This is a genomic window from Saccharothrix hoggarensis (genome assembly GCF_042678885.1).
Taxonomy (GTDB): domain Bacteria; phylum Actinomycetota; class Actinomycetes; order Mycobacteriales; family Pseudonocardiaceae; genus Actinosynnema; species Actinosynnema hoggarensis.
Map to the genome: position 1 here is coordinate 17,178 of NZ_JBHTLK010000042.1, position 22,000 is coordinate 39,177.

Sequence of the window (22,000 nt, forward strand, 5' to 3'; positions counted from 1 at the left end):
CACGCGCAGATACAGCCCTGCAACGGAACTCAGCCCACTGTGCTGTCCGTAGAAGGTCGGTGAAGGGATGCATTCGCTAACGCATGACCATGCCGAACGCGCGCAGACGGGCCGGCACCGAGTACGCCGGACCTCGGGATCAGAGGTGAGGGAATCGAATCACTCCGGGCACGCCACCAGGGCCTGTTCGGTTGTGCCGAACAGGCCCTGGCTGTGTCACGGGTCAGAGGCGCACGTTGGACCAGGCGCGGCAGGTGCCGTAGAGGATGCGGGGGTTGGTCTGGGACCACTCACCGAGGCAGAGGCGGCCTTCGACGATGACGTTGTCGGCGAACTGGGTGACGCTGGTGGTGTAACCGGAACCCTCGGCGCCGCCGAAGTTCCAGTAGTCCCAGGCACGGCCGTTGTCGGGGTTGCGCAGCTGGAGGACCAGGGAGTGGTCGTCCTTCTCCTGGTCGTCCACGTTGAGGCGGTTGCCCGAGTCCCAGTAGCAGGCCTGGCCGATGTTGTTGCCGCCCGGCTTCTCCCACAGCCAGCGCTTGGTGTAACCGCCGTCGCCGCAGTAGGGGCCGCCCGCAGCCACGGCGGGGGTCGTGATGGTGAGCAGGCTCAGCAGAGTGGCGACCGCGATCAGGACGGCGGTTGTCGAACGCCTTAAGGTTGACGTCATGTCAACGCTCCTTTCGTCAGCACGGATGAGAGCTGGAGACGACCACCGCCGTTCCGGGCGGGGCGTCCACGTAAGGAGCTCGTAAGAAGGCTGTTGCCGCTGTGGTGTTGCCCGCGTCGCCGGACACTCGTCGGCGCGGGGCTCACAGGTGAGTGTCGATGCCAACCCTGGTCGCCACGTGCTTGTACCGCTGCGCCACGTCGTTCGGCGACTACGGCTGCTCGTGTGGATCGCTCCACCATCGGACAACTACGCCGGCCCGACGGCGGACATCCCTTCGTCTCCCCCGCCATCGATGCCGAACTCACGAACGACAAATCCCGACATCCCGCGTTCGTCATCGCTGCGATCCGGAAAGTAGACGCTTTGACGGCATCCGCACCTGCCAGGTCACGAGTTGTGCACTGGCAGGTGGGCGTCCGGTCACTCGACTGGAGGTTGGCGAAGATCCCACCGCAACGATCACCGGCCACCACTTCCCGAACACACTCGACACCGACGTGATCATCTTCGGCGGGCAGGCGATCTCGAACGCAGTGGCGGCCGCCGAGACCGAAGCACCGGGAAACGTTCGCGCAGGCGGTTCTCAGTGGTCGCGTTCGCGATCAGTCCTCGTCCGGATCCCATCCCTTCCGCCGCAGCGCTTCTTCCACGCGCGCGACCTTGGCCCGATCAAGCCTGCGGTTGTTGAGCGCGGTAGCCGTCAACTGCCCCACCTCGTAGCGGCTGATTCCGGTGAACTCCTCCACCACCAAGGCGAGGTTCCTCTCGCTCAACCCCTCCGACAGCACTACCAGGACGGCCTCGGTGTCCTCCTCCGGCACACCGTTCGGGAACGCGTGCCGGAGGATGTCAACCACGTCGTCCAATGGCGGTCCGAGCATTACCCCCTCCGTCCGGATAACCTCGATGTGGATCGATCACACTCAAATGATAGCGAGCTTCTCGTGCCGGGTCAGAAGTCGCCAATATCGTGGTAGCGGACTTGTCAGGTAGCCGAGCGTCGTTCGGTCGTTGATATCAGGCAACAGGTCGAACCGGGTCCAAGAGGACCAGGCGGCCAGCGCGACCACGGACCCGGGCAGATCGACTATCAAGCCGCGGTCCGCGAGTCCTCGATGTCGGTCATAGCGGCCACCCCACACCGCTTGATGAGTTACTACCGTCCAGACCATGGCTCCGCTCAGGCAGACGCCGCCTCCACACACCCCGACGTCGACACAAGCGCGCGGTTCTACGTGATCGGGCTGCAACGGCCGTCGTCATGTCGCCGGAAGTACGGGTGTAGTGACCAGGATTGCCCAAGCGGTGCTCCGGCAGGAACACGCGGTAGGTCGCGTCTGCCCATCCCGGACACGCCTTCTAACGTCGGCAGCACGGTGAACGTTCCGCAGACGACCAGGTTGTCCAGGACCAGGATGTCGGCACGGCGCCCTGCTGCGCGCCGGGCAGCACCTTGTTGGTCAGGTTCGTGGTGTCGTGGCTGGTGCGCTGGATGTGGACACCCGCGAAGGCGCTGCAGCTCCCGACAACGCCGCCATCGCCAGTGCCGGCGGTCCGGCGGTGAGGCTTCGGTTCATCGCGATCTCCTGTCGAGCCGGTCGATCACCGCTCGCGGTAGCGGAGCGCCGGCATCGATGACGGCGTTGGGGAAGGACCCAGTGCAGTCAGGTGGTTCGGGCCCGTGCAGGCGACGGGCGGGAGCGGGTTTGGTGGAGGAGGTGCGCGGCAGCGGGTTCGCGGCACGAGCCCGCTGCCGCGCGACAGCACGGCCGTTACCGCCCCCAGAGCCGCCAGGTCTGGTTGAGCGGGCTGCTCTGACCGGTGGGGTTGCAGGTCCACTGGTGGATGGGGGCGCGTGCCGCCGTGGAGATCTCGCTGACGTCGACGCACTTGCCGCTGTGCCGGGCGGCGAGCTGGTAGTCGTGGGAGTCGTTGCCCGGGTAGGTGACCTTCCGCAGCGTGAACTGCTGGTTCTGGCCCCCGTGGCAGGCCCACTGCTGCACCGCGGCGCCGTCGGCGGTGGAGACGCCGCTGACGTCGAGGCACTTGCCGGTCTGCTGGTTGACGACGGTGTAGGTGTCGGTGACCCCGGCCACCGGCCGGAAGTTCCACAGCTGCTGGTCACCGCCCTCGCAGTGGAACTGCTGCTGCCGGTTGCCGTCAGCGGTGCCCAGGTTGGTGTTGTCCAGGCACTGCTGCGAGTGCTGGGCGACGGCCACCGACTGGAAGCCGGTGTCGGACGGTGGGAGGAGCGTGACGGTGAAGGAGTCGTCGGCGTTGGTGTGGGGCAGGTTGACCGTCGTGGCGTTGCCGGACAGCGTCACGACGGAGTTGCCGATGGTGATCGGTCCCTGCACCGCGCCGCCGCCGTTGTACGGGATGCGTTGGACGACCACCCGCACCTGGTTGTTCTGCACGATCCCGCTGGTGGTGTCGAGTCGCTGGAGGTTGACGGCGATGTTGCCCGTGGTGCCGCCACCGCCGACCAGGACCTTCGCCGCGCCGTTCGTCTTGGTGGCGAACGCGTCGTAGGTCGGGCTGGGCGTGACGGAGACGATCTGCCCGGTCTGTGAGCCGTAGTAGCGGTAGACCCACCACTCGCCCTTGGGCAGGTGCTGTCCCTCCGAGTTGCGCGTCAGGAGGTTGGCCAGGTCGTTGTGCAGGGCGTTCGTGCTGCCCCAGTGGGCGCGCAGCCCGTCGGCGCCCGCTCGTTCCAGGCGGGCGATGTACCAGGCGCCGTCACCGGGGTTCTGCTCGTCGGGCGCTCCGTACTCGTTGATCTGGTACGGGCGGGGGTGCGGGATGCCCCGTGCGTCGAGGGTGGCGTTCGCCGCGGCCACGTTGGCCACCGGGTCACCCGGCAGGGAGTGCCAGCTGATGATGTCCGGGATCGTGTTCGACGAGCGGATGAAGTCGAGGTACTGGTTCCACCACGTCCCGTTCGTCGTCGGGACGCCCGCGAAGCTCGGGCCGACGATCAGCTGCTGCGGGAACGCGGCGCGGACGCGTTGGTACGTGCGGCGCCACAGCTCGAAGTACTGCTCCTGCGACCGCTTCCAGAACAGGTCCAGGTTCGGTTCGTTCCACAGGTCCCACTGCACCGGGACGCCGGTGGCCCGCACGTCGGCGATCAGGCGGGTGAGGAAGTTGTCGTAGTCGGTCCAGTCGCCGTTGTCGCCCGGGAAACGGGTGATCGGGTAGCCGTCGGCGCCCCACAGGTCGTGGGGCAGCAGGATGAACTCGCCGCCCAGCGCACGGGTGCGCAGCAGTTGGGCGCGGGTGGCGTTCCACCGGCGTTCGTACTTGCCCGCCACCCAGCCGCCGGGGCCGTCGAGCTGGGCGCCGCCGGCGCGCATGTACCGGAACTTCAGGTCGCGGTAGAAGTGGTCGGCGGGACCGGAGGCGTCCTCGGTCATGCCGTAGATCCAGCCGGAGGCCCGGTAGGTCGGGGACCCGCCGGCGACGGAGAAGTTGACGGAGATCGACTCGTCACCGGCCAGGGCGGCCGGTGCGGGCGCCACCACCGCCGATATCGCGGCCGCGGCCGCCGCGATGACCGCGGCGAGGCCACGGCCTCGCCGTCGTGCGCGTGTGAGGGACATGCGTGACTCCTTTGTCAGGTGTTGTGGGCGTGCGAGGTCGGGGGTTCGGCGTTGAACCCCTTCGTCCCGGGGAGGACGTCGGTCGGATCGGTTCGTCTACCCCGCTGACGTGCTGGGATGGTGCGGAGCGCCGTCGGCCGGTCGGGCCTCGGCCTCTGCGGCGAGCAGCAGGTAGGCGCTCGCGGTCCAGGTGTAGGCGCGGTCGCGCAGGCCCTCGCCGGTGAGGGCGTCGAAGTTCTCGGCGAAGCCGCTCTTCTCGCACACCGCGCGGAAGCGGGCGCTGACCTGGTCGGCGAGGTCGACCGCGCCGCCGCGGCGCAGGCCGTCCTCGATGAGCACGGTCGAGGGCGCCCACACCGGGCCGCGCCAGTAGCCGTCGGCTTCGTAGTGGGGCGAGTCGGGTCGTTCGGTGGCCGGGCCGACCGCGGTCAGGTGCCGGGCGATGCCCTTGGCGAGCTTGGCGTGCACGTTCGGGGGCAGGTCGTCGCCCAGGATGACGGGCATGAGGTCGAGCAGGCTGGCCGTGGTGCGGGTCGTGCCGTCGAGGGCGCGGCCGGTGAACGCCGTCCCGTCCCACAGCGTCGTCAGCATCGCGTCCAGCATGGTGTCGGCCTCGCGTTCCCAGCGCGTGGCGGCGGCCGGGTCGTCGATCTCCCGGGCCAGTCGGGCCAGTTCCCGCATCTGCACCACGAGGAAGGCGGCGAGGTCGGCGGACTGCACGAGCCGCTGCCCGTCGAAGACGGTGGAGTTGTCCCAGCCGCTGTCGTTGCCGTGCTCGTAGTGGGCGAACGGCTCACCCGACGCGCGACGGTGGTCGAGCCAGAAGGTCGTCCACGCCTCCAACTGCCGGTAGAGCACTGGCAGTTCCGCGGCCGGGATTCCACCGGGCAGCTTCGACCTCAGCTTGGCCACCGCCCAGCCGTGGATGGGTGGTTTGACGAAGTTGTGCAGCACCTCCGCGTGCGTGATCGAGTCCGGCAGCGCCCCTTCGGGGGTCTGGTGGTCGAACACCACCTGGAGCTGGTCCCACGCCACGCCGGGCAGACCCGGCGCGAGGGCGAGGGCGTTGAAGCAGTGGTCCCAGCTCCAGACCTTGTCCATCCAGTTCTTCGACATCAGCACCGCCGGACGGCCGACGAAGCCCGCCGGGCTCACGGTGGCCGACCAGAGCACGTAGCAGGCCAGCCCGGCGGCCGGGGTGCGGTCGGAGCGCCAGGGCGCGACCTCGTCCACGAACCGCTCGAACGAACGCCGCGAGGCAGCCACCACCTCCGAGAACGTCGCGGTGGTCGAGAACCGCCCGCTCGTGGTCGTCAGCTCCTCCACGACGAGTTCCCACTCCCCGCCGTCCCCACCGACGACGACCGCCCGTTCCGCCGTGCCGAGCGCGGAGGCACCGGCCGAGTCCTCGCTCCCCGCCAGCACGGTCACCCGGTAGCGGTGGCCGGTCTCGTAGGAGGTGAAGACGTACGACGAGGTGACGGGGTCGTGGAAGAAGAAGGTCCCGGTGAACGGGGTGAGGGTGTCGTCCGCGGCGGCGATCCGCAGGCCGAGGCCGTGGCCGGAGATCCGGAGCGCCGTGGGTGACTCGAACGCCGCCGCGATCCGCACCCGGCCCGCGCTCCACGTGAGCAGCGCGGGGTTGGCGTTGACCTCGGCGGACACCCGCGCACCGGCGAGCACCGGCACGAGAGACAGCACGGCGTGCATCCCGTTGCGGTGGGACACGAGGTGCAGGTCCTCGGAGTACTCGGCGAGCCCCACGACCGCGGAGATGCCGAACCACGCTCCCGAACAGCTGAACGGGATCTCCCGCACCGAGAAGTCGTCCACAAGTTCCCCCTTGGTCAGTCTTTGACGGCGCCCGACGTGATGCCCGCGGCGACGAAGCGCTGGGCCAGCACGAGCAGCACGGTGGCGGGCACGGAGGCGACCACGGCGGTGGCCATGATCGCGTTCCACTCCTGGTTGTTGTTGCCGATGTAGCGGTAGATGCCCAGCGTCAGCGGTTGCAGCGCGCCCCCGCTGTCGAGCGTCGCGGCGAACACGAAGTCCGACCACGCCCACAGGAACGCGAACAGCCCGGCGGTGACCACCCCGTTGCGGCTGGCGGGCAGCACCACGGACCAGAACGTGCGCAACGCTCCCGCGCCGTCGATGCGTGCCGCCTGCACGATCTCGTCGGGCACCGAGGACATGAACGAGGTCAGGATCAGCACGGCGAACGGCACCGCGATCGTGGAGTCGGCGAACACCAGCCCCCACACCGTGTTCGTGATGCCGAGCTTGACGTAGATGCCGTACAGCCCCAGCGCCATGATGATCCCGGGGATCATCTGCGCCACCAGCAGCACGAACGTCAACGGCCCCCGACCGCGCGGGCGCAGCTTCGCCAGCGAGTACGCCGCGGGTGCGGCCAGCACCAACGTCAGCACCACGGTCCCGAGCCCGACCAGCAGGCTGGTGCCGAAGTACGGCAGCTGCTCGTCCAGCACCCGGGCGTACCCGTCGAACGTCGGGTTGCCCGGGAAGAAGTCCGGGGGTGACTTGCGCATGTCGCCCGGCGGGGTGACCGAGACGTTGACCATCCAGTAGACCGGGAACAGCATCACGGCGGTCAGCGCCACGCCCACCGCGGTCCGCCACCACGAGCGCGTCATGACGCCTCCTGCCGGCGCTGCACCCGCACGTACACCAGGCCCACGGCCACAGCGAGCAGGATGAGCACGTTGCCCACCGCGGAACTGGGCCCGAAGCGGGGCAGCATGCTGCCGAACCCGAGTTCGTAGGACCAGGTGGCCAGGGTGGTGGACGACCCGCTCGGGCCGCCACGCGTCATGATCCAGATGATGTCGAACACCTTCAGCGTGTAGACCAGCCCGAGCAGCAGCGTGACCGTGGAAACCGGCCGCAGCATCGGGAAGGTGACGTGCCGGAACGTCTGCCAGGAGCTCGCACCGTCCAAAGCGGACGCCTCGTGCACCTCGGCCGGGATGTTCCGCAACCCGCTGTAGAGCACGACCAGGTTGAACGGGATGCCGATCCAGATGTTGGCGACGATCACCGACACCAGCGACCAGGTCGGCGAGGTCAACCAGTGCACGCCGTCGATCCCGACCCACGACAGGGCCGCGTTCACCACACCGGCCTCGCTGTTGAACATCCACGCCCACGTCGACGCCGACACGATCAGCGGCAGCAGCCACGGCACCAGGAACAACGCCCGCAACGTCGCCGACAGCCGGAAATGGCGGGAGAAGAACACCGCCAACGCCAACCCGATGCCGTACTGGAACACCAGCGACACCACCGTGAACACGACCGTGTTGACCAGTGCCGTGCGGAAGACCGGGTCGGTGAACACGGCCGTGTAGTTGTCCAGTCCGACCACCGGCGCGCCACCGTGCACGAACGTGCGGACGGTGTAGTCGCGGATGCTCAGGTCCACAGTGGTCAGCAGCGGGAAGCCGTAGCACAGCACCAGGTAGGCGACGAGCGGAGCGAGGAACGCCCAGCCGACGAGATTCCTGCGGAGCACGGCTCTACTTCGCCGACGCCGCGGCGCTCTGGGCGTCCTTCAGGGCGTCCGCGGCGGGCTTCGACCCCGTCAGCACCGCCTGCACCGCGGTCCACAGCGGCTGCGAGATCCGCGGGTAGCGGGTGCCGAGACCGTCGCCGGTGCGCCCCTTCGCCGACTGCACCGCGTCGACCCACACCGTCAACTCCGGCTTGGCGGCGACCTGCTTCTCCCGCACCGACTGAATGGCCGAGACGTAGGTCAGCGCGGTGTCGGTGGCCAGCACGGTGTCGGCGCCGACCAGGCAGTTGGCGATCTTCGCCGCCGTCGCCTCGCGGTCCGCGGCGCCCTGCGCCGGCACCGTGACGAACTCGCCACCGGTCGGCGCGGGCGCGACACCGCCGTCACGGGACGGGATCGGGATGACGCCGTACTCGAAGCCCAGCTTCGCCGCGTTGCCGAGCTGCCACGTGCCGTTCTCGGCGAACGCGTACTCGCCGGTGGCGAACTCCTGCCAACTGGTGGTCTGCGTGTTGCCCACGACCGAGTTCGGCGCGTACCCCTTGTCCATCCACGACTTCCACAGCTCCACCGCCGCCACGGCCTGCGTGGACGACAGGTCGGTCAGCTGCGCGCCCGCGCCCCAGAACCACGGCAGGAACTGGAAGGAGCCCTCCTCGGTGCCGATGGCGGAGAACGTGATGCCCTTCTTGCCCGCGCCCGCGACCTTGGCCAGGGCGGCGTCCAACGACGCCCAGTCCGTGAGCGACGCCGGGTCCACGCCCGCCGACGCCAGCACCGCCTTGTTGTAGTACAGCGCCAGGGTGTTCGCGCCGATGGGGACCCCGTAGGTCTTCCCGCCGACCTCGCCCGCGGCCACCAGGTTGGGCGAGGCCTGCGACGCGTCCAGGCCGGTGTCCTGGTTGGCCTTCAGCACCCCGCCCTCGGCCAGCGTGGACACCACCGGGTTGTCCACCACCAGCACGTTCGGCGCGGTGCCCTGCTGCGCGGCGAGCAGGACCTTGTTGGTCAGGTCGGAGGTGTCGTACGCCTGCCGCTCGACCTTCACCCCAGCGTCAGCGCCGCACTTCTCGATCACCTTCGCCCACTCCGACGTCCCGTCGAACTGCGGGTACGGGTCCCACACCGCGAACGGGCCGGTGGCGTCACCACCCGTGTCCCCGGCGGAGGAACACGCGGTCAGGGACAGTCCCGCCGCGACCAGGGCGACGGTCACGCGTCGACTGAACGGGGAGCGCTTCATAGGGGTAGTCCTTCCAGGCGGCGGCACTGACAACTGGACTGTCGGTCATCGAACCGGTTCGACCACGCGATGTTTCGTCAACGTATCCGCAGGGAGTAACCGGCGCAAGACCTGGTTTCCGCTACCATCAGAACCTGTCGAACCGGTTGGACGGAGAGCGCATGAACATCGGTGAGATCGCCAAGCGTGCCGGCGTGTCCCGCAGCACGGTGTCGTACGCGCTCAGCGGGAAGCGGCCGGTGTCGACCGCGACCGCGCAGCGCATCAACGACGTGATCGCCGAGCTGGGCTACCGGCCCAACGCCAGCGCGCGGGCGCTGGCCGAGGGGCGCACCCGCACGTTGAGCCTGGTGATACCACCCGCGAGCAGGCGGTTGACCGACGTGCAGCTGGGGTTCGTGGCCAGCGTCGTGGAGGCGGCGGCCACCCACGACCTCGACGTGCTGCTCTCACCCAGCGGCGGCGACCACGACCGGTCCTTCGAGCGCGTCGTCACCGGCCGCCGGGTCGACGGCGTGATCCTGATGGAGATCCTCCTCGACGACCCGCGCGTGGCCCGCCTGGAACAGGAAGCGCTGCCGTTCGTGACCATCGGCCACGTCGAGCGCCCGGGCGCCGCGCCGTGGGTCGACGTCGACTACGCGGAGCTGATCACCCGCTGCGTCCACCACCTGGCCGACCTCGGCCACCGCGACGTCGTGCTCATCAACCGGTCCGACGAGCTCGTCGCCGCGGGTTACGGGCCCGCACTGCGCTCGTCGACGGGCTTCCTCGCCGCCGCCGAGCAGCGCGGGCTGACGGCGCACACGGTGTGCTGCGCCGACGAACCGGCCGCCGGCCTGGCCTGCTTCCAGGAGATCCGCCGGCGGTGGCCGGACGTGACGGCGGCGGTGACCATCAACGAGGCCGCGCTGCCCGGCCTACAGCGGGCCCTGCGCCAAGCGGGTCTCGACGTGCCCGGCGACTTCTCCATCACCGGCGTCATCGCCAGCCGCCTGGCGGAAGCCTTCCACCCTCCGCTGACCGCCGCCGACGTGCCCGCGGAGGAGATGGCCCGACTCGCCGTGGACCTGCTGGTGGAACGCATCGCGAACCCCGACGCGCCGCACCGCCACGCGCTCCTGCGACCCGTCATCTCCCTGCGGTCGAGCACCGGGGCCCGACACCGGTAACCCGCGAGTCGAATCGGTTCGACACCACCTCGGGCATGACCCGTCGTCGTTCGGGGTGACCTCGGCGCAGGCCGTCACGATCGCGTCGCGCGAGCACGGCAGCGGCTGGTCAGGTGAGTGTGACGGGTGGCAAAGCGGTAGGTGCCGCTGCCCCTGGGCGGCGGGTTGCCACTGCTCGTTCGTGCCGCCGACGCAGGACGACAGGTGGACCTGGGCTCCGTCGCCTGTGGCGGTGGCGGCGCCACCGACGTCCCAGGCCAGCCGGGAGCGTTGCGGTGGGGCGTGTTCGACAGGCTGGCGCCGGTGTCCGCGTTGCGGCGGTTCGATCGGGGGGTGGACGAGTCCGCCCCCCGATCGGTTCGCTCAGTCGCTCAGCAGCAGGTGGTCGACCATGATGTGTCCCCACGCGCCGGTCGCCTGGTCGATCACCTGCACTCGGGCGCTCTGCCCTTGGAGGTTGCCGACGTTCCAGTCGACCGGTTTCATCACGCCCGTGTTGTCCCCGGTCGCCGTCCGCACCACCTGGCCGTTCACGATCAGGTTGACCGTGGTTTGGCCGGGTGAGCCGGCCGGGTGGTTCCCGCCGGCGATGAGGAGGTGCAGGTGGTTGCGGTCGAGGGTGAACGTCGGTGAGGTGATCGTGCCGGTGGCCGAGTCGCCGCCGCCGGCGAAGGTGTCCAGGACGGCCCTGCCGACCATGCCGGGCAGGTTCTGGAACGTCGGGCCGGTGCCGACGAAGCGGCCGGTGGTGCTCCAGCCCGGGTCGTAGGACGTGCCCTCGAAGCCGGAGAGGACGCGGGCCGGGCGCTGGGCCAGGTCGCGGAACTCGGTGATCCTCGTGTTGGCGAACGTGGCGCTGCCCCCGCTGGTGTAGAGCCTGATGCCGGTGTCGGACGGGTCGGCGAACACCTGGCTGGAGTGCACGTGCCGGCCGTCGTCCACGAACACCTCGATGGTGGTGCGGTCGACGAGGATGCGCAGGTGCGCGGTCTTCTTCGCCGGGTTCCACGGCGCGTGGCTCTCACCCCGTGTCCCGGTGGTGTCGGGGCTCCCGGTCTGGCGCCGGTTCAGGTAGCTGAAGTCGCGGTAGATGCCGGCGTCCGCGTGCCGCGTGCCGTCGGCCGACACCCGCAGCTGCACCCCGACGTTGTCCAACTGGGTCCAGCTGATGTCGGTGTCGAGCTGGTACGCCGTCCCGTTGTAGGCCAGCGGGACCGGGCCGCCGTTGACCTGGATCGTGCCGAGGTTGCGCACCGAGGTGGCGTGGGAGGCCAGCGCCGGGGTCGGTTGCGACACCAGGGCGTAGCCGTCCGGGTAGCGCTTGAGCGTGATCTGGCGGACGATCGAGTCGGTCCCGTTGAACCCGTCCGCGGCCCGTGTCGGTGTGTTGTCCGGGTACGCCCAGTTGTTCATCCACGCCATGCCGAAGCGCCGGTCCATCGGCGCGGCCGGGTCCTCCCAGGTGACCCCGGCGTACCAGTCGAAGCCGTGGTCCAGCCACTGCGGAGTGGTCTTGGCGGCGGTGAACGCGGTCCCGTTGAAGGTCCCGGTCCAGTAGGCGTAGGTGCTCGGCGTCCCGCCCGGGCTCACACCCAGCACCCAGTGCGTCGTGCCGTCGTCGGCGCGAATGGGGAACAGGTCCGGGCATTCGAGCAAGCCGTGGTTGGTCACGAAGTGCGATCGCCACGTCCAGGTCTTCAGGTCCGGCGAGGTGAAGAACCCGATCCGCTCCCCTTCGCTGATCGCGGCGACCCACCGGCCTCGGGCGGAGTCCCAGACCACCTTGGGATCGCGGAAGTCGCGGCGGCCGCCGTTGGGGATCACCGGTGTGTCGCCGTGGGGCCGGAACGTCCGGCCGCCGTCGATCGAGTACCACAGGAACTGCGCCTGCGCCCCGCCGCCGGTGCGGAAGTCCGGCTGCGTGACCAGCTGGACCACCGCGCCGGCGCCGAAACCCGCCGTGTTCGCGGTGTCCACGACCACCGAACCCGACCACAGGTCGCGGTTGACGTTCGTGTTCTTGGGCGCCGCGATGCCCTGGTCCGCGAAGGCCACCCCGTCGGTGCTCGTCGCCAGACGCCAGGCCGTGCCCACCGCGTTCGGGTAGTCGGCGTTGTAGAGGTAGTAGTAGTGGAGCTTGCCGTTGATGTACACCGGCCGCTGCGGGTCGTTCATCCAGCGGTCGGGCACCGTGAAGTGGTACTGCGCCCGGTACGTGCCCGCGGCCTGCGCCTGGGGCGCACCACCGCCGGCACCGGGGACGCCGACTGCTGCGGTCGCCAGCACGAGGGCGGCGAGCGCGGTCCGCAGTAAGCGAAGGCCGCTCGTCGTTGAGCTCATCGAACCTCCAGAATCCTCAATGTCCACAACAGATGGCCGGACGGAGGGTGGACGATCGAGCCGTCCACCCTCCGTCACTGACGCCGGCAACGGCTCGGGGCGCGATGTCGGGTGGCTGTGATCAGTTGGTCGGCATGCTCCACGTCTGGTTCGGGCCGCCGACGCAGTCCCAGACCTGCAACCTGCGGCCGTTGGTGGCGTCACCGGCCGCGAGGTCCAGGCAGCGCTTGGACCACGCGTTCTGGTACTGGTTGGCGCCGATGCGGATCCAGCGCTGGTTGTCCCCACCCCAGCAGGCGTGGGTCTTGAGCTGCGCGCCGTTGCCGATGGTCTCGCCGGGCTGGTCGAGGCACTCGTTGCCGATCCTGATCTTCCCGGCGGCGGTGAACGTCCACCGCTGGTTGGCGCCGTTCCAGCAGTCCCAGATGTTCACCGCGGCGGTGGCGGCGTCACGGTCGACGCACTTGTTCACGCCGTTCCACTTGATCATGCCGACGCCCTGGTCCGGTCCGCTGGGCGCGGCTGTCCAGGCCTTGCTCAACCGCCGGAACGTCAAGGATTCGAGGCGGACCGTGCCGTTGTTGGCGTAGGTCCGGATGCCCAGGCTGCCGCTGGAGGAGTCGAAGTTGACGTTGTCGGTGACCGAGACCTTGCCGTCGTTGCCGAACGTCTCCAACTGCCCCCGGTCGACCAACACCCGCAGCTTCACCCGGTTGTTGACCGGCGGCATGGGTGCGTCGGCCAACGTCTGCCGGACGCGGTCGTAACCGATCGCCGCGTCACGGGTGCCGTCGGCGCGGCGGTGCAGCTCGAAGCCGAAGTCCGTGGCCGTGGCACCCGCGAGGTCGTAGGTCGCCTCGATCTCGTAGGTGTCCGCGGAGATGCCGTTGAACGGGTTCGTCGCCAGGTCGTTGGAGATGGTCAGGTTGCTCCAGGTCTGCGCGGGTTGGCGGATCGTGGAGATCTCGCCGATCGGGTTGCGGGTCACCCGGATGCCCTCCGGGAACGTGCGCAGGCCGAGCTGGGCGGGGAAGGAGGCGTTGCCGGTCCAGGTGCTGCCCTTGTTGCCGGGCTGCCAGAACATCTGGACCACCCGGTTGGTCGGCATGTTGGTGAACGTCAGGCCAGCGTAGGCGGTCCCGCCGAAATCGGTGCGCCCCACGTCCATCCGCTGCGGCCGCGACCAGCCCGCATCCGGCACGAACACCCCGGCGCTGTTCAAGGTGCCGATGACGTACTCGCCGCTGGCGTCCTGCAGCACCCACTTCTGGTTGCCCGTGTTGCCGTCCACCGGAAGCTGGTAGAGGTCGGGGCACTCGAACAGCCAGTCGGCGCGGAACTCGCCGCGATAGGTCCAGTTGAGCAGGTTCGTGGAGCTGTAGAACTTGGCGACGTTGCCGCCCTCGTTGCCCCAGAACACCATGCCCCACCGGTTGCGGGCCGCGTCCCAGTACACCTTCGGATCACGCGACTCGTACGGCGTGGAGATCACCTTCGCGCCGCCGTTGTACATGCGGAACGTCCGCGCGCCGTCGGTGCTGTAGGCGATCGAGACACCGTTGGTGTTGGTGAACAACAGGATCGGCGCGTCGGTGCCGGTCTTGAGGCCGGTGACGTTGTTGTGGTCCACCCACCCGCCACCGGAGAACAGCGTGGCGTTGTGCAGACCCGGCTCCAGGGCGATCGGCTGCTGCGTCCAGTGCACCATGTCCCGGCTGGTCGCGTGGCCCCAGTGCATGGTGTCCCACTGCAGGCCGTGCGGATTGTGCTGGTAGAACAAGTGGTAGACGCCGTTGTAGTACAACGGCGCGTTCACGTCGTTCATCCAGCCGCCCTGCGAGCTGAAGTGGAACTGGCCCCGGAACGGCTCGTTGTAGTCCGTCGCGTCGTAGGGGTACTCCGGGTAGGGCGCCGCCTGCGCCGAGGGCGCGACGACAGTGGTGATCGCGACCAGGAAGGCCACTGCCATCACGGTGGTGGTGCGACGGCGTGGCCATCGCTTGAAGGTGAATCTGCGCATGCTGACCTCACTTCACATCTGCGGGAAGAGGGAGCGGGCTTCGGTGGGCTGATGAACACGTCCGGGCAGACAGGCACCACTGGTCGACTGTTCAGGGGTGCCTTCGGTTCGGACGCCGCGGACCGGATTCGCAGCGCGGTCCGAGTTCAGGAGGTGGCGCAGCGGACTTCATCGGGGAGCAGTTCGTCGAACCACGGTGAGTCGGCGCCGGGGCGGGTGCAGGTGATGGCCGCGACGCGTTGGGCGTAGGCGACCGTGTCGGTCAGCTCGGTGTGGGTCACGGTGGTCAGGTTGGTCCGGGTGAGCAGGTCGTTGCGGTCGAAGGCGGCCAGGAGGCCCGCCATGAAGGCGTCCCCGGCGCCGACCGTGTCGACCACGTCGACCGACAGGCCCGGCAGCTCGATGTGTCCGGTGGGCCCGGAGGCGTACACGCCCTCAGCGCCGCGCGTGACGACGACGAGGACGACCCCTCGCTCGTGCCACTCGCCCACGACATCGGAGAGGGCACGGTCGGGGGCGATCCACCGCAAGTCGTCGGCACTGAGCTTGACGACGTCGATCATGCCGAGCCACCGCCGCAACCGGGCCCGCGCGGAGGTGTCGTCGTCGATCAGGTTGGGTCGGATGTTGGGGTCGAAGGTGATCACGCGGTGGGGGTGCTCGCGCGACAGCAGGGTTTCGAACGCCGCGGCCATCGGCTCGACCGCGAGCGCGAAGGAGCCGCCCACGTGCAGTGCCGCGTCCGGCGGGAGGCCGGTCGGCAGGTCGGCCACCTGCCAGCCGCCGTCGGCGCAGCCGTCGATGTAGAACGAGTAGTCCGCCACGCCGTGCTGGTCGACGTCCACCACCGCGAGCGTGGTCGGGGCAGTCGACGCGGCGACGTAGCGCAGGTCGACGTTGGACGTTTCGAGGTGGGCGCGCAGCAGCGCTCCCAGGCGGTCGTCGGCCAGGCGCGCCAGCAGCGCGGTCGGCGTGCCGAGCCTGCCGAGGCCGACGGCCGTGTTGGCCGGGCTGCCACCCGGGATCGGGAGGTAGCCGCCGGCGCGATCGGGCACGAGGTCCACCAGGGCCTCGCCACCAACGATGATCATGTGCGGATTCCTTGTCGTCCGGGGGAAGTGGTGGTGGAGCCGGGAGGTGGGCTCCACCACCACGAGCGGTCAACGTCGGTAGGTGCTCATGTGCCACGCGGTGAGCCGGTCGACCCGGGCGTCGCCGCCCTCGGCGAAGATCGTCACGTCGTCGCTGGTCGGGTCGGGGAAGACGAGGCTGGTGATCACGGTCTCGCCCGCGCCGCCGAACACCTCGACCGACGAGCGGTCGACCAGCACCCGCAGCGTCACCTTCCCGTCCACCGCGGCCAGCGGCGCGCGCTGCACGGCGGGGAAGTCGGGACTGAAGTCGACGCGCCCGGACCTCGTGCGGTCCACGTACAGCTCGCCGGTGGTGGCGTCGTAACCGATCACCGTCTCCTGCCCAGGTCCGCCGAGCACCTTCAGGCCGAACCGCTCGGCGTCACGCGGCGAGAAGGTCGCCTCGATGTCCAGGGCCTGGCCTTCCACGTGCTCGCCCAACGACCGCGAGCCTTCCTGCACGGTGCTGCCGTGCACGATGACCGGTTTCCCCTGGCGGAGGCGGTCCAAGGCGCGCACCGGCTCCTGGACGAGCCGGATCTCGCCGTCGACGGTGCGCAGCCCGAGCTGCCTCACCACGCTCTGCGCGCTGCGCCACGGCGAGGTCGGGGTGGCGCCGGCGTACTGCCAGTTGTTCATCCAGCCGATCGCGTAGCGCTTGCCACCGGGGGTGTTCTCCCACGAGACGGGGGCGTAGTAGTCCTTGCCGAGGTCAACCCAGTCCGCCCGTTCGACGGTGGACTCGGCGGCTGCGTCGGCGAGGGTGAACCGGTCGGCCAGCACGTGTCCCCACCCCGCCGTGTTGCGGTCCACGATGGAGATCCGCGCCTGCTTGCCCAGGTGCTCGCGCAGGTCGAAGGACGTCCAGTCGAGGGTTTCGCTGTCCGCTCCGGTGGCCGTCCGCACGACCTTCCCGTCGATCACGAGGTTGACCGAGGTCTCGGTGGAGCGCGGCTTGGCGGGTGAGTCGGCGAGCACCACGTGGTCGACCAGGACGTGTCCCCAGCCGCCGGTGTTCTCGTCCACGACCTCCAAGCGGGCCTTCCGCCCGGCCAGGTCGCGCACGTCCCACGAGGCCCAGTCCAGCGCCTCGGAGTCCTTGCCGGTCGCGCTGCGCACGACCTGGCCGTCCACGACCAGGCGCACGGCGGTGGGCGCTTCGGAGTCCGACGGGTGGTTGCCGCCGCCGACGAGGAAGTTCAGGTAGGGGGCGGAGACGGTGAACTCGGGTGAGGTGAGCGTGCCGGTGGTGGCGTCGCCCCGCAGGAAGGTGTTGACCAGACCGCCGCCCTGCCAGCCGGAGACCGGCATCTGGCCGGGCAACGTGCCGGTCGCGGGCGCGGCGCCGAACGCCTCGCCGGTGGCGGTCCAGGTGCCGTAGGTGCCGCCTTCGAAGTCGGCCAGGACCTCGCGTGCCGCCGGCGGCGTGTCGTCGGTCGACGCCTCCGGGTCGTGCGGGTGCCGGCCGCCGCCGATCTTGAAGTTGAGGTACCGCTTGTCCACGGTGAACGGCGGTGAGGTGAGGGTGCCGGTGGAGGCGTCGCCGCCGTGGAAGCTGTTGGCGTGACCGGTTCCCTCGAAGCCGCTCACGGGGAGCTGTCCCGGCAGTGCTCCTGTTGCCGGCGCGGCGCCGAAGGCGGTGCCCGTGGTGGTCCAGCTGCCGTAGGTCGACTCGAAGTCTTCCACGACGACGCCGGCGGGCGGGGTGTAACTGCCGTCGTCGTCGGCGGTGAAGCGGGTGCCGTCGAAGGCCCCGACGAAGTACTGCGCGGCCGAGCCGCCCGCGATGCCGCCCGGGTTGATGCTGACCACGAGCACCCACTTGGTCTTGCGGGGATCGCCGTCGACCTGGAGCGGGAACAGGTCGGGGCACTCCCAGACGCCGCCGACCGCGCCTTGCGGGCCGAAGTCGCTCAGGTGCGTCCAGGTCTTGAGGTCGGGTGAGGAGTAGAAGCGGACCTTGTGCTCGGTGGACAGCGCGACCGTCATCAGCCAGCGCCCCGCCTGCCACTGGACCTTGGGGTCGCGGAACTCGCGGGAGCCGATGTCGAGCACCGGGTTGCCCGCGTACTTCGTCCAGGTGCGACCGTTGTCCGTGCTGTAGGCCAGCGACTGCGCCTGCCGGCCATCGGCCTTGGAGTGCGTCGTGTAGATCGCCACCATCGCCGGGTCTTCGGACGTGCCGAAGCCGGTGGTGTTGGCGTGGTCGACGACGGCGCTGCCGGAGAACACCATCTCGGTGTCGTCGTGCGGGAGGGCGAGCGGGAGTTCCCGCCAGTGCACGAGATCGGGGCTGACGGCGTGGCCCCAGGACATGTTGCCCCAGGTGTTGCCGTCCGGGTTGTACTGGTAGAAGAGGTGGTACTCGCCCTCGTGGTAGACCAACCCGTTGGGGTCGTTCATCCAGTTCGTCGCAGGTGTGTAGTGGAACTGCGGTCGGTAAGGCTCGGTGAACGACGGGTCGGCTTGCGCGGTGGGCACTGCCCCGAGCAGGGCGGCGGCGGTCACCAGGCTGAGGAGACGTCGGCGTCTCATGGCACCTCCAGGAAGGCGTGCTCGTCCCGCGCAACGCCCGAGGGAGGGCGTTGCGCCGGGCGAACAGCGTCAGGTGGCCTGGTCGGGCGGTTCCATCGCGCCGGTCATGATGGCGACGGCGTCGGACATCGAGATGGTCTTCGGGTCGACGACGGCCTTGCGGCGGCCGAGGCGTTGGATGTGGATGCGGTCGGCGACCTCGAAGACGTGCGGCATGTTGTGGCTGATCAGGATCACCGGCAGGCCGCGGTCGCGGACCTGGAGCACGAGGTCGAGCACCGCGCGGGACTCGCGCACGCCCAGCGCCGCGGTGGGTTCGTCCATGATGACGACGCGGCTGCCGAACGCGGCGGCACGGGCGACGGCGACGGCCTGGCGTTGGCCGCCGGACAGGGTTTCCACGGCCTGGCCGGGGTTCTGGATGGTCATGATGCCCAGGGCGTCGAGCTGGCGGCGGGCCTCGTCGCGCATGCCGTTGCGGTCCAGCATCCGCAACACCGTGCCGAGCACGCCCTTGCGGCGGCGTTCCCGACCGAGGAACAGGTTGCTGGCGATGTCCAGCGACGGCGAGACCGCCAGCGACTGGTGCACGGTCTCGATGCCGGCGTCGCGGGCGTCGATCGGCGTGGAGAACGACACCGGGCGGCCGTCCACCAGGATCTCACCCTCGTCCGGCACGACCGCGCCGGACAGGGCTTTGATCAGGCTGGACTTCCCGGCGCCGTTGTCGCCGATGACGGCCAGGATCTCGCCGGGCAGCAGCTCCAGGTCGGCGCCCGCCAGCGCGGTGACCCTTCCGTAGCGCTTGACCAGGCCGCGGGCCTGCAGCACCGGCGTGGTCATGGCTTCACCTTCCGAATCCACTGGTCCAGCGACACCGCGACGATGATCAGCACGCCCACGGCCATCGTCTGCCACAGCACGTCCACCCCGGCCAACGCCAACCCGTTGCGGAACACGCCCACGATCAACGCCCCGATCAACGAGCCGACGATCGCGCCCCGGCCGCCGAACAGGCTCGTGCCGCCGATCACCACCGCGGTGATCGAGTCCAGGTTGTCCATCTGCCCGGCCTGCGGGCTCGCCGACGCGATCCGGCCGATCAGCACCCACGCCGCCAGCGCGTACACCGCCCCCGCCGTCGCGTACACGCTCAACAACACGCGGCCGGTGCGGATGCCGGACAGGCGGGAGGCTTCGGCGTCGTCACCGGTGGCGTAGACGTGCCGGCCCCACGCGGTGTTCTTCAACGCGAACGCCATCGCCGCGACCAGCACCACCATCATGATCGAGCCGTAGGTGACACGGGTACCGCCGACGTTGATCGTCTGACCCGTCCACAGCAACAGCGACGGCATGTCGCTGCCGCGGATGGTGGCGCTGGCGGAGTACCAGAGGTTCAGCGCGAAAAACACGTTGAGCGTGCCCAGGGTGACGATGAACGGCGGCAACTTCAACCGCGTCACCAGCAACCCGTTGAGCAGGCCACACAACGTGCCGACCACGAAACCCAGCAGCAGCGCGGGCAGGCCGGGCAACCCGGTGTCGGCCGCGACCTTCGCCATCACGATCGACGTCAACACCATGATCGCGCCACACGACAGGTCGATACCCGCGGTCAGGATCACGATCGTCTGACCGACCGCGAGCGTCCCCACGACCGCCACCTGCTGCAGGATCAGCGAGATGTTGCCCGGGGTGAGGAACCGCTCGGACAGCACGGCGAACACCACCACCGACACCAGCAGCACCACGGCGGGGCCGATGGTGGCCTGGGCGTGCAGCAGGTGCTGGAGCCGGGTCAGCGGCGACCGCTTGGCGGTGTCCCCGCCGAGCGGTCCCCCACCCGGCGACTGGCTCTTGGACAGAGTCGTCGACATGCTCAGCCCCAGCAGTTCTCGAGGCCCCAGGCGGCGTCCTTCGAGTCGACGCCGGCGGCGGGCTGGTCGGTGATCAGGGTGACGCCGGTGTCCACGAAGTCCTTGCCCGCGGTGTTCTGCGGCTTGGTGCCGTCCTTGGCGAACTTCGCGATGGCCTCCACACCCATCTGCGCCATCTTCAACGGGTACTGCTGCGCGGTCGCGCCGATGATGCCGGACTTGACGTTCTCGACGCCGGGGCAGCCGCCGTCGACCGAGACGATGACGACGTCCTTCTCCTTGCCAGCCGCCTTCAACGCCTCATACGCACCCGCCGCCGCCGGCTCGTTGATCGTGTAGACCAGGTTGATGCCCGGGTCCTTCTGCAGCAGGTTCTCCATCGCCGTCCGGCCGCCCTCCGGGGCGCCGTCCGTGACGTCGTGGCCCACGATCCGCGGGTCGCTCTCGTCGCCGATGCGGTTCTTGTCCTTCACGTCGACGCCGAAGCCCTCCAGGAAGCCCTGGTCGCGCTGCACGTCGACGGACACCTGGTTGGGGTTGAGGTCCAACAGAGCGATCTTCGCCTGCTTGCCCTCGGCCTCGAACTTCGCCTTCGCCCACTGCCCGATCAGCCGACCGGCCTGGTAGTTGTCGGTGGCGAAGGTCGCGTCGGCGGCGTCGGCGGGCTCCAGCTGGGTGTCCAGCGCGATGACCAGCAACCCGGCCTGCCGCGCCTTGTCCACCGAGGGCACGATCGCCTTGGAGTCGTTGGGCGTGATCAGGATGCCCTTCGCGCCCGCGCCGATCAGGTTCTCGATCGCGTCCACCTGCGACTGGTTGTCACCGTCCTGCTTGCCCGCGAACGACTGCACCGTCGCGCCGGTACTGCCCGCGGCCTGCTGCGCGCCCTCCTTCATCTTCACGAAGAACGGGTTCGTGTCCGTCTTGGTCACCAACCCGACGAGCGTGCCGCCACCGGCCGCGTCGCCACCGTCCCCGCACCCGGTGACCAGCGCCAGCAAGGACGCCGACACCAGCGCCGTGAGTCTGACGCCCGTTCGCGACCGTCCGGTCATGTCTTCCTCCAACGTCAACGTTGACGTAACAGGCCGCTGGGCACAATGATGCTCCGGTCGGGTCACCTGTCACGCGAATCGCAGTCAAGATCGCCACACTTCCGGTCCCCCGCCAGGGCACTCGAAGAAGTGGGTCTTTCGTTAAGTCATCGTTGACGCTAACTTCGTGGTGCAGGTCACGACAAGTCGTCGTTACGCAAGCGTTACCTGGAGAGGGTAGGCGGTCATGGACGTGCGGAGGGCCCGGCGGGAACCGACCATGCGGGACGTCGCCGCACTCGCCAAGGTCAGCACGAAGACGGTGTCGCGGGTGATCAACGACCTGCCCGGCGCGGGACCCGAGGTCGTCGAACGCGTTCGCGCCGCCGCCCGCACCCTGGGCTACCGGCCCAACCTCACCGCCAGCAGCCTGCGCCGCTCCGACAAGCGCAGCGCCACCATCGGCGTGCTGCTGGAGGACCTGTCCAACCCGTTCGACGCCGCACTGCTGCGTGCCGTCGAGGACCGGGCGAGACAGAACGACGTGCTGGTCCTGGCGGGCAGCAGCGAGGACGACCCGGAGCTCCAGCGCGAACTGCTCACCTCCCTGGCCATCCGCCGCGTCGACGGAATCGTCGTCATGGCCGCCGGCGGCCACCAGGACGCCCTCCAGCAGGAACGCGAGCGCGGGACGCCCATGGTGCTGGTCGACCGACCACCCACATTCGACGGCACGGACAGCGTCACCACCACCAACCGCGTCAGCTCCCGCGACGCCGTCCTCCACCTCGCCGCCCTCGGCCACCGGCGCATCGCCTTCCTCGGCGACC

The 22,000-nt window shown here is 69.4% G+C and carries 16 protein-coding genes; 2 read left to right on the forward strand and 14 right to left on the reverse strand.

The genetic code is table 11. From position 1 onward, the window contains the following. Positions 1-223 precede the first annotated feature (223 nt). From ACFQ3T_RS11050 to ACFQ3T_RS11080, 7 genes are all read right to left on the reverse strand, one after another. Positions 224-670, reverse strand: coding sequence for a hypothetical protein (locus tag ACFQ3T_RS11050; RefSeq protein ID WP_380722985.1), 447 nt, complete (start codon positions 668-670; stop codon positions 224-226). Between the two features lie 605 nt (positions 671-1,275). Further along, a complete protein-coding gene (locus ACFQ3T_RS11055; RefSeq protein WP_380722987.1) occupies positions 1,276-1,554 on the reverse strand; it encodes a DUF3349 domain-containing protein in 279 nt (92 codons plus the stop codon). 891 nt (positions 1,555-2,445) lie between these two features. Further along, positions 2,446-4,275 (reverse strand): RICIN domain-containing protein, encoded by a 1,830-nt coding sequence (locus ACFQ3T_RS11060; protein ID WP_380722989.1) that lies wholly within the window; start codon positions 4,273-4,275, stop codon positions 2,446-2,448. Positions 4,276-4,371: 96 nt separating this feature from the next. Then, entirely contained in the window at positions 4,372-6,108 is a 1,737-nt protein-coding gene (locus tag ACFQ3T_RS11065) for an amylo-alpha-1,6-glucosidase (RefSeq protein WP_380722991.1), read from the reverse strand. Between the two features lie 14 nt (positions 6,109-6,122). Next, positions 6,123-6,935 carry a carbohydrate ABC transporter permease gene (locus ACFQ3T_RS11070; protein ID WP_380722993.1) on the reverse strand — a complete coding sequence of 271 codons (813 nt, stop codon included), beginning with the start codon at positions 6,933-6,935 and terminating at the stop codon, positions 6,123-6,125. Further along, positions 6,932-7,813 (reverse strand): carbohydrate ABC transporter permease, encoded by an 882-nt coding sequence (locus ACFQ3T_RS11075; RefSeq protein ID WP_380722995.1) that lies wholly within the window; start codon positions 7,811-7,813, stop codon positions 6,932-6,934. The genes ACFQ3T_RS11070 and ACFQ3T_RS11075 overlap by 4 nt, the downstream gene beginning before the upstream one ends. A 4-nt stretch (positions 7,814-7,817) precedes the next feature. Further along, positions 7,818-9,029 (reverse strand): sugar ABC transporter substrate-binding protein, encoded by a 1,212-nt coding sequence (locus ACFQ3T_RS11080; protein ID WP_380722997.1) that lies wholly within the window; start codon positions 9,027-9,029, stop codon positions 7,818-7,820. A 188-nt stretch (positions 9,030-9,217) separates the two neighbouring features. Between ACFQ3T_RS11080 and ACFQ3T_RS11085 the strand changes: the two genes are divergently transcribed. Next, positions 9,218-10,228, forward strand: coding sequence for a LacI family DNA-binding transcriptional regulator (locus ACFQ3T_RS11085; RefSeq protein WP_380722999.1), 1,011 nt, complete (start codon positions 9,218-9,220; stop codon positions 10,226-10,228). Between the two features lie 363 nt (positions 10,229-10,591). Here the strand turns inward: ACFQ3T_RS11085 and ACFQ3T_RS11090 are convergent, their stop codons facing one another. The 7 genes from ACFQ3T_RS11090 to ACFQ3T_RS11120 all read right to left on the reverse strand — a co-directional run bounded on the left by ACFQ3T_RS11090 (position 10,592) and on the right by ACFQ3T_RS11120 (position 21,191). Continuing rightward, the gene (locus ACFQ3T_RS11090; RefSeq protein ID WP_380723001.1) at positions 10,592-12,568 is read right to left on the reverse strand and encodes a glycoside hydrolase family 32 protein; all 1,977 of its coding nucleotides are present in this window, start codon (positions 12,566-12,568) and stop codon (positions 10,592-10,594) included. A gap of 121 nt (positions 12,569-12,689) precedes the next feature. Further along, positions 12,690-14,537, reverse strand: a complete 1,848-nt coding sequence (locus ACFQ3T_RS11095) for a GH32 C-terminal domain-containing protein (RefSeq protein ID WP_380723003.1) — start codon at positions 14,535-14,537, stop codon at positions 12,690-12,692. 197 nt (positions 14,538-14,734) lie between these two features. Then, on the reverse strand, positions 14,735-15,679 hold the full coding sequence (locus tag ACFQ3T_RS11100) for a carbohydrate kinase family protein (protein ID WP_380723005.1): 945 nt from the start codon (positions 15,677-15,679) through the stop codon (positions 14,735-14,737). Between the two features lie 69 nt (positions 15,680-15,748). Then, a complete protein-coding gene (locus tag ACFQ3T_RS11105; protein WP_380723007.1) occupies positions 15,749-18,256 on the reverse strand; it encodes a GH32 C-terminal domain-containing protein in 2,508 nt (835 codons plus the stop codon). A 69-nt stretch (positions 18,257-18,325) separates the two neighbouring features. After that, entirely contained in the window at positions 18,326-19,099 is a 774-nt protein-coding gene (locus ACFQ3T_RS11110) for an ATP-binding cassette domain-containing protein (protein WP_380723009.1), read from the reverse strand. After that, positions 19,096-20,136, reverse strand: a complete 1,041-nt coding sequence (locus tag ACFQ3T_RS11115; protein ID WP_380723011.1) for an ABC transporter permease — start codon at positions 20,134-20,136, stop codon at positions 19,096-19,098. Before ACFQ3T_RS11115 ends, ACFQ3T_RS11110 begins: the two co-directional genes overlap by 4 nt. Before the next feature lie 2 nt (positions 20,137-20,138). Continuing rightward, entirely contained in the window at positions 20,139-21,191 is a 1,053-nt protein-coding gene (locus tag ACFQ3T_RS11120; RefSeq protein ID WP_380723013.1) for a sugar ABC transporter substrate-binding protein, read from the reverse strand. Between the two features lie 226 nt (positions 21,192-21,417). On the opposite strand from ACFQ3T_RS11120, the gene ACFQ3T_RS11125 reads away from it, so the two are divergent. Next, on the forward strand, positions 21,418-22,000 hold a 583-nt coding region (locus ACFQ3T_RS11125; protein WP_380723015.1), incomplete at its 3' end, for a LacI family DNA-binding transcriptional regulator.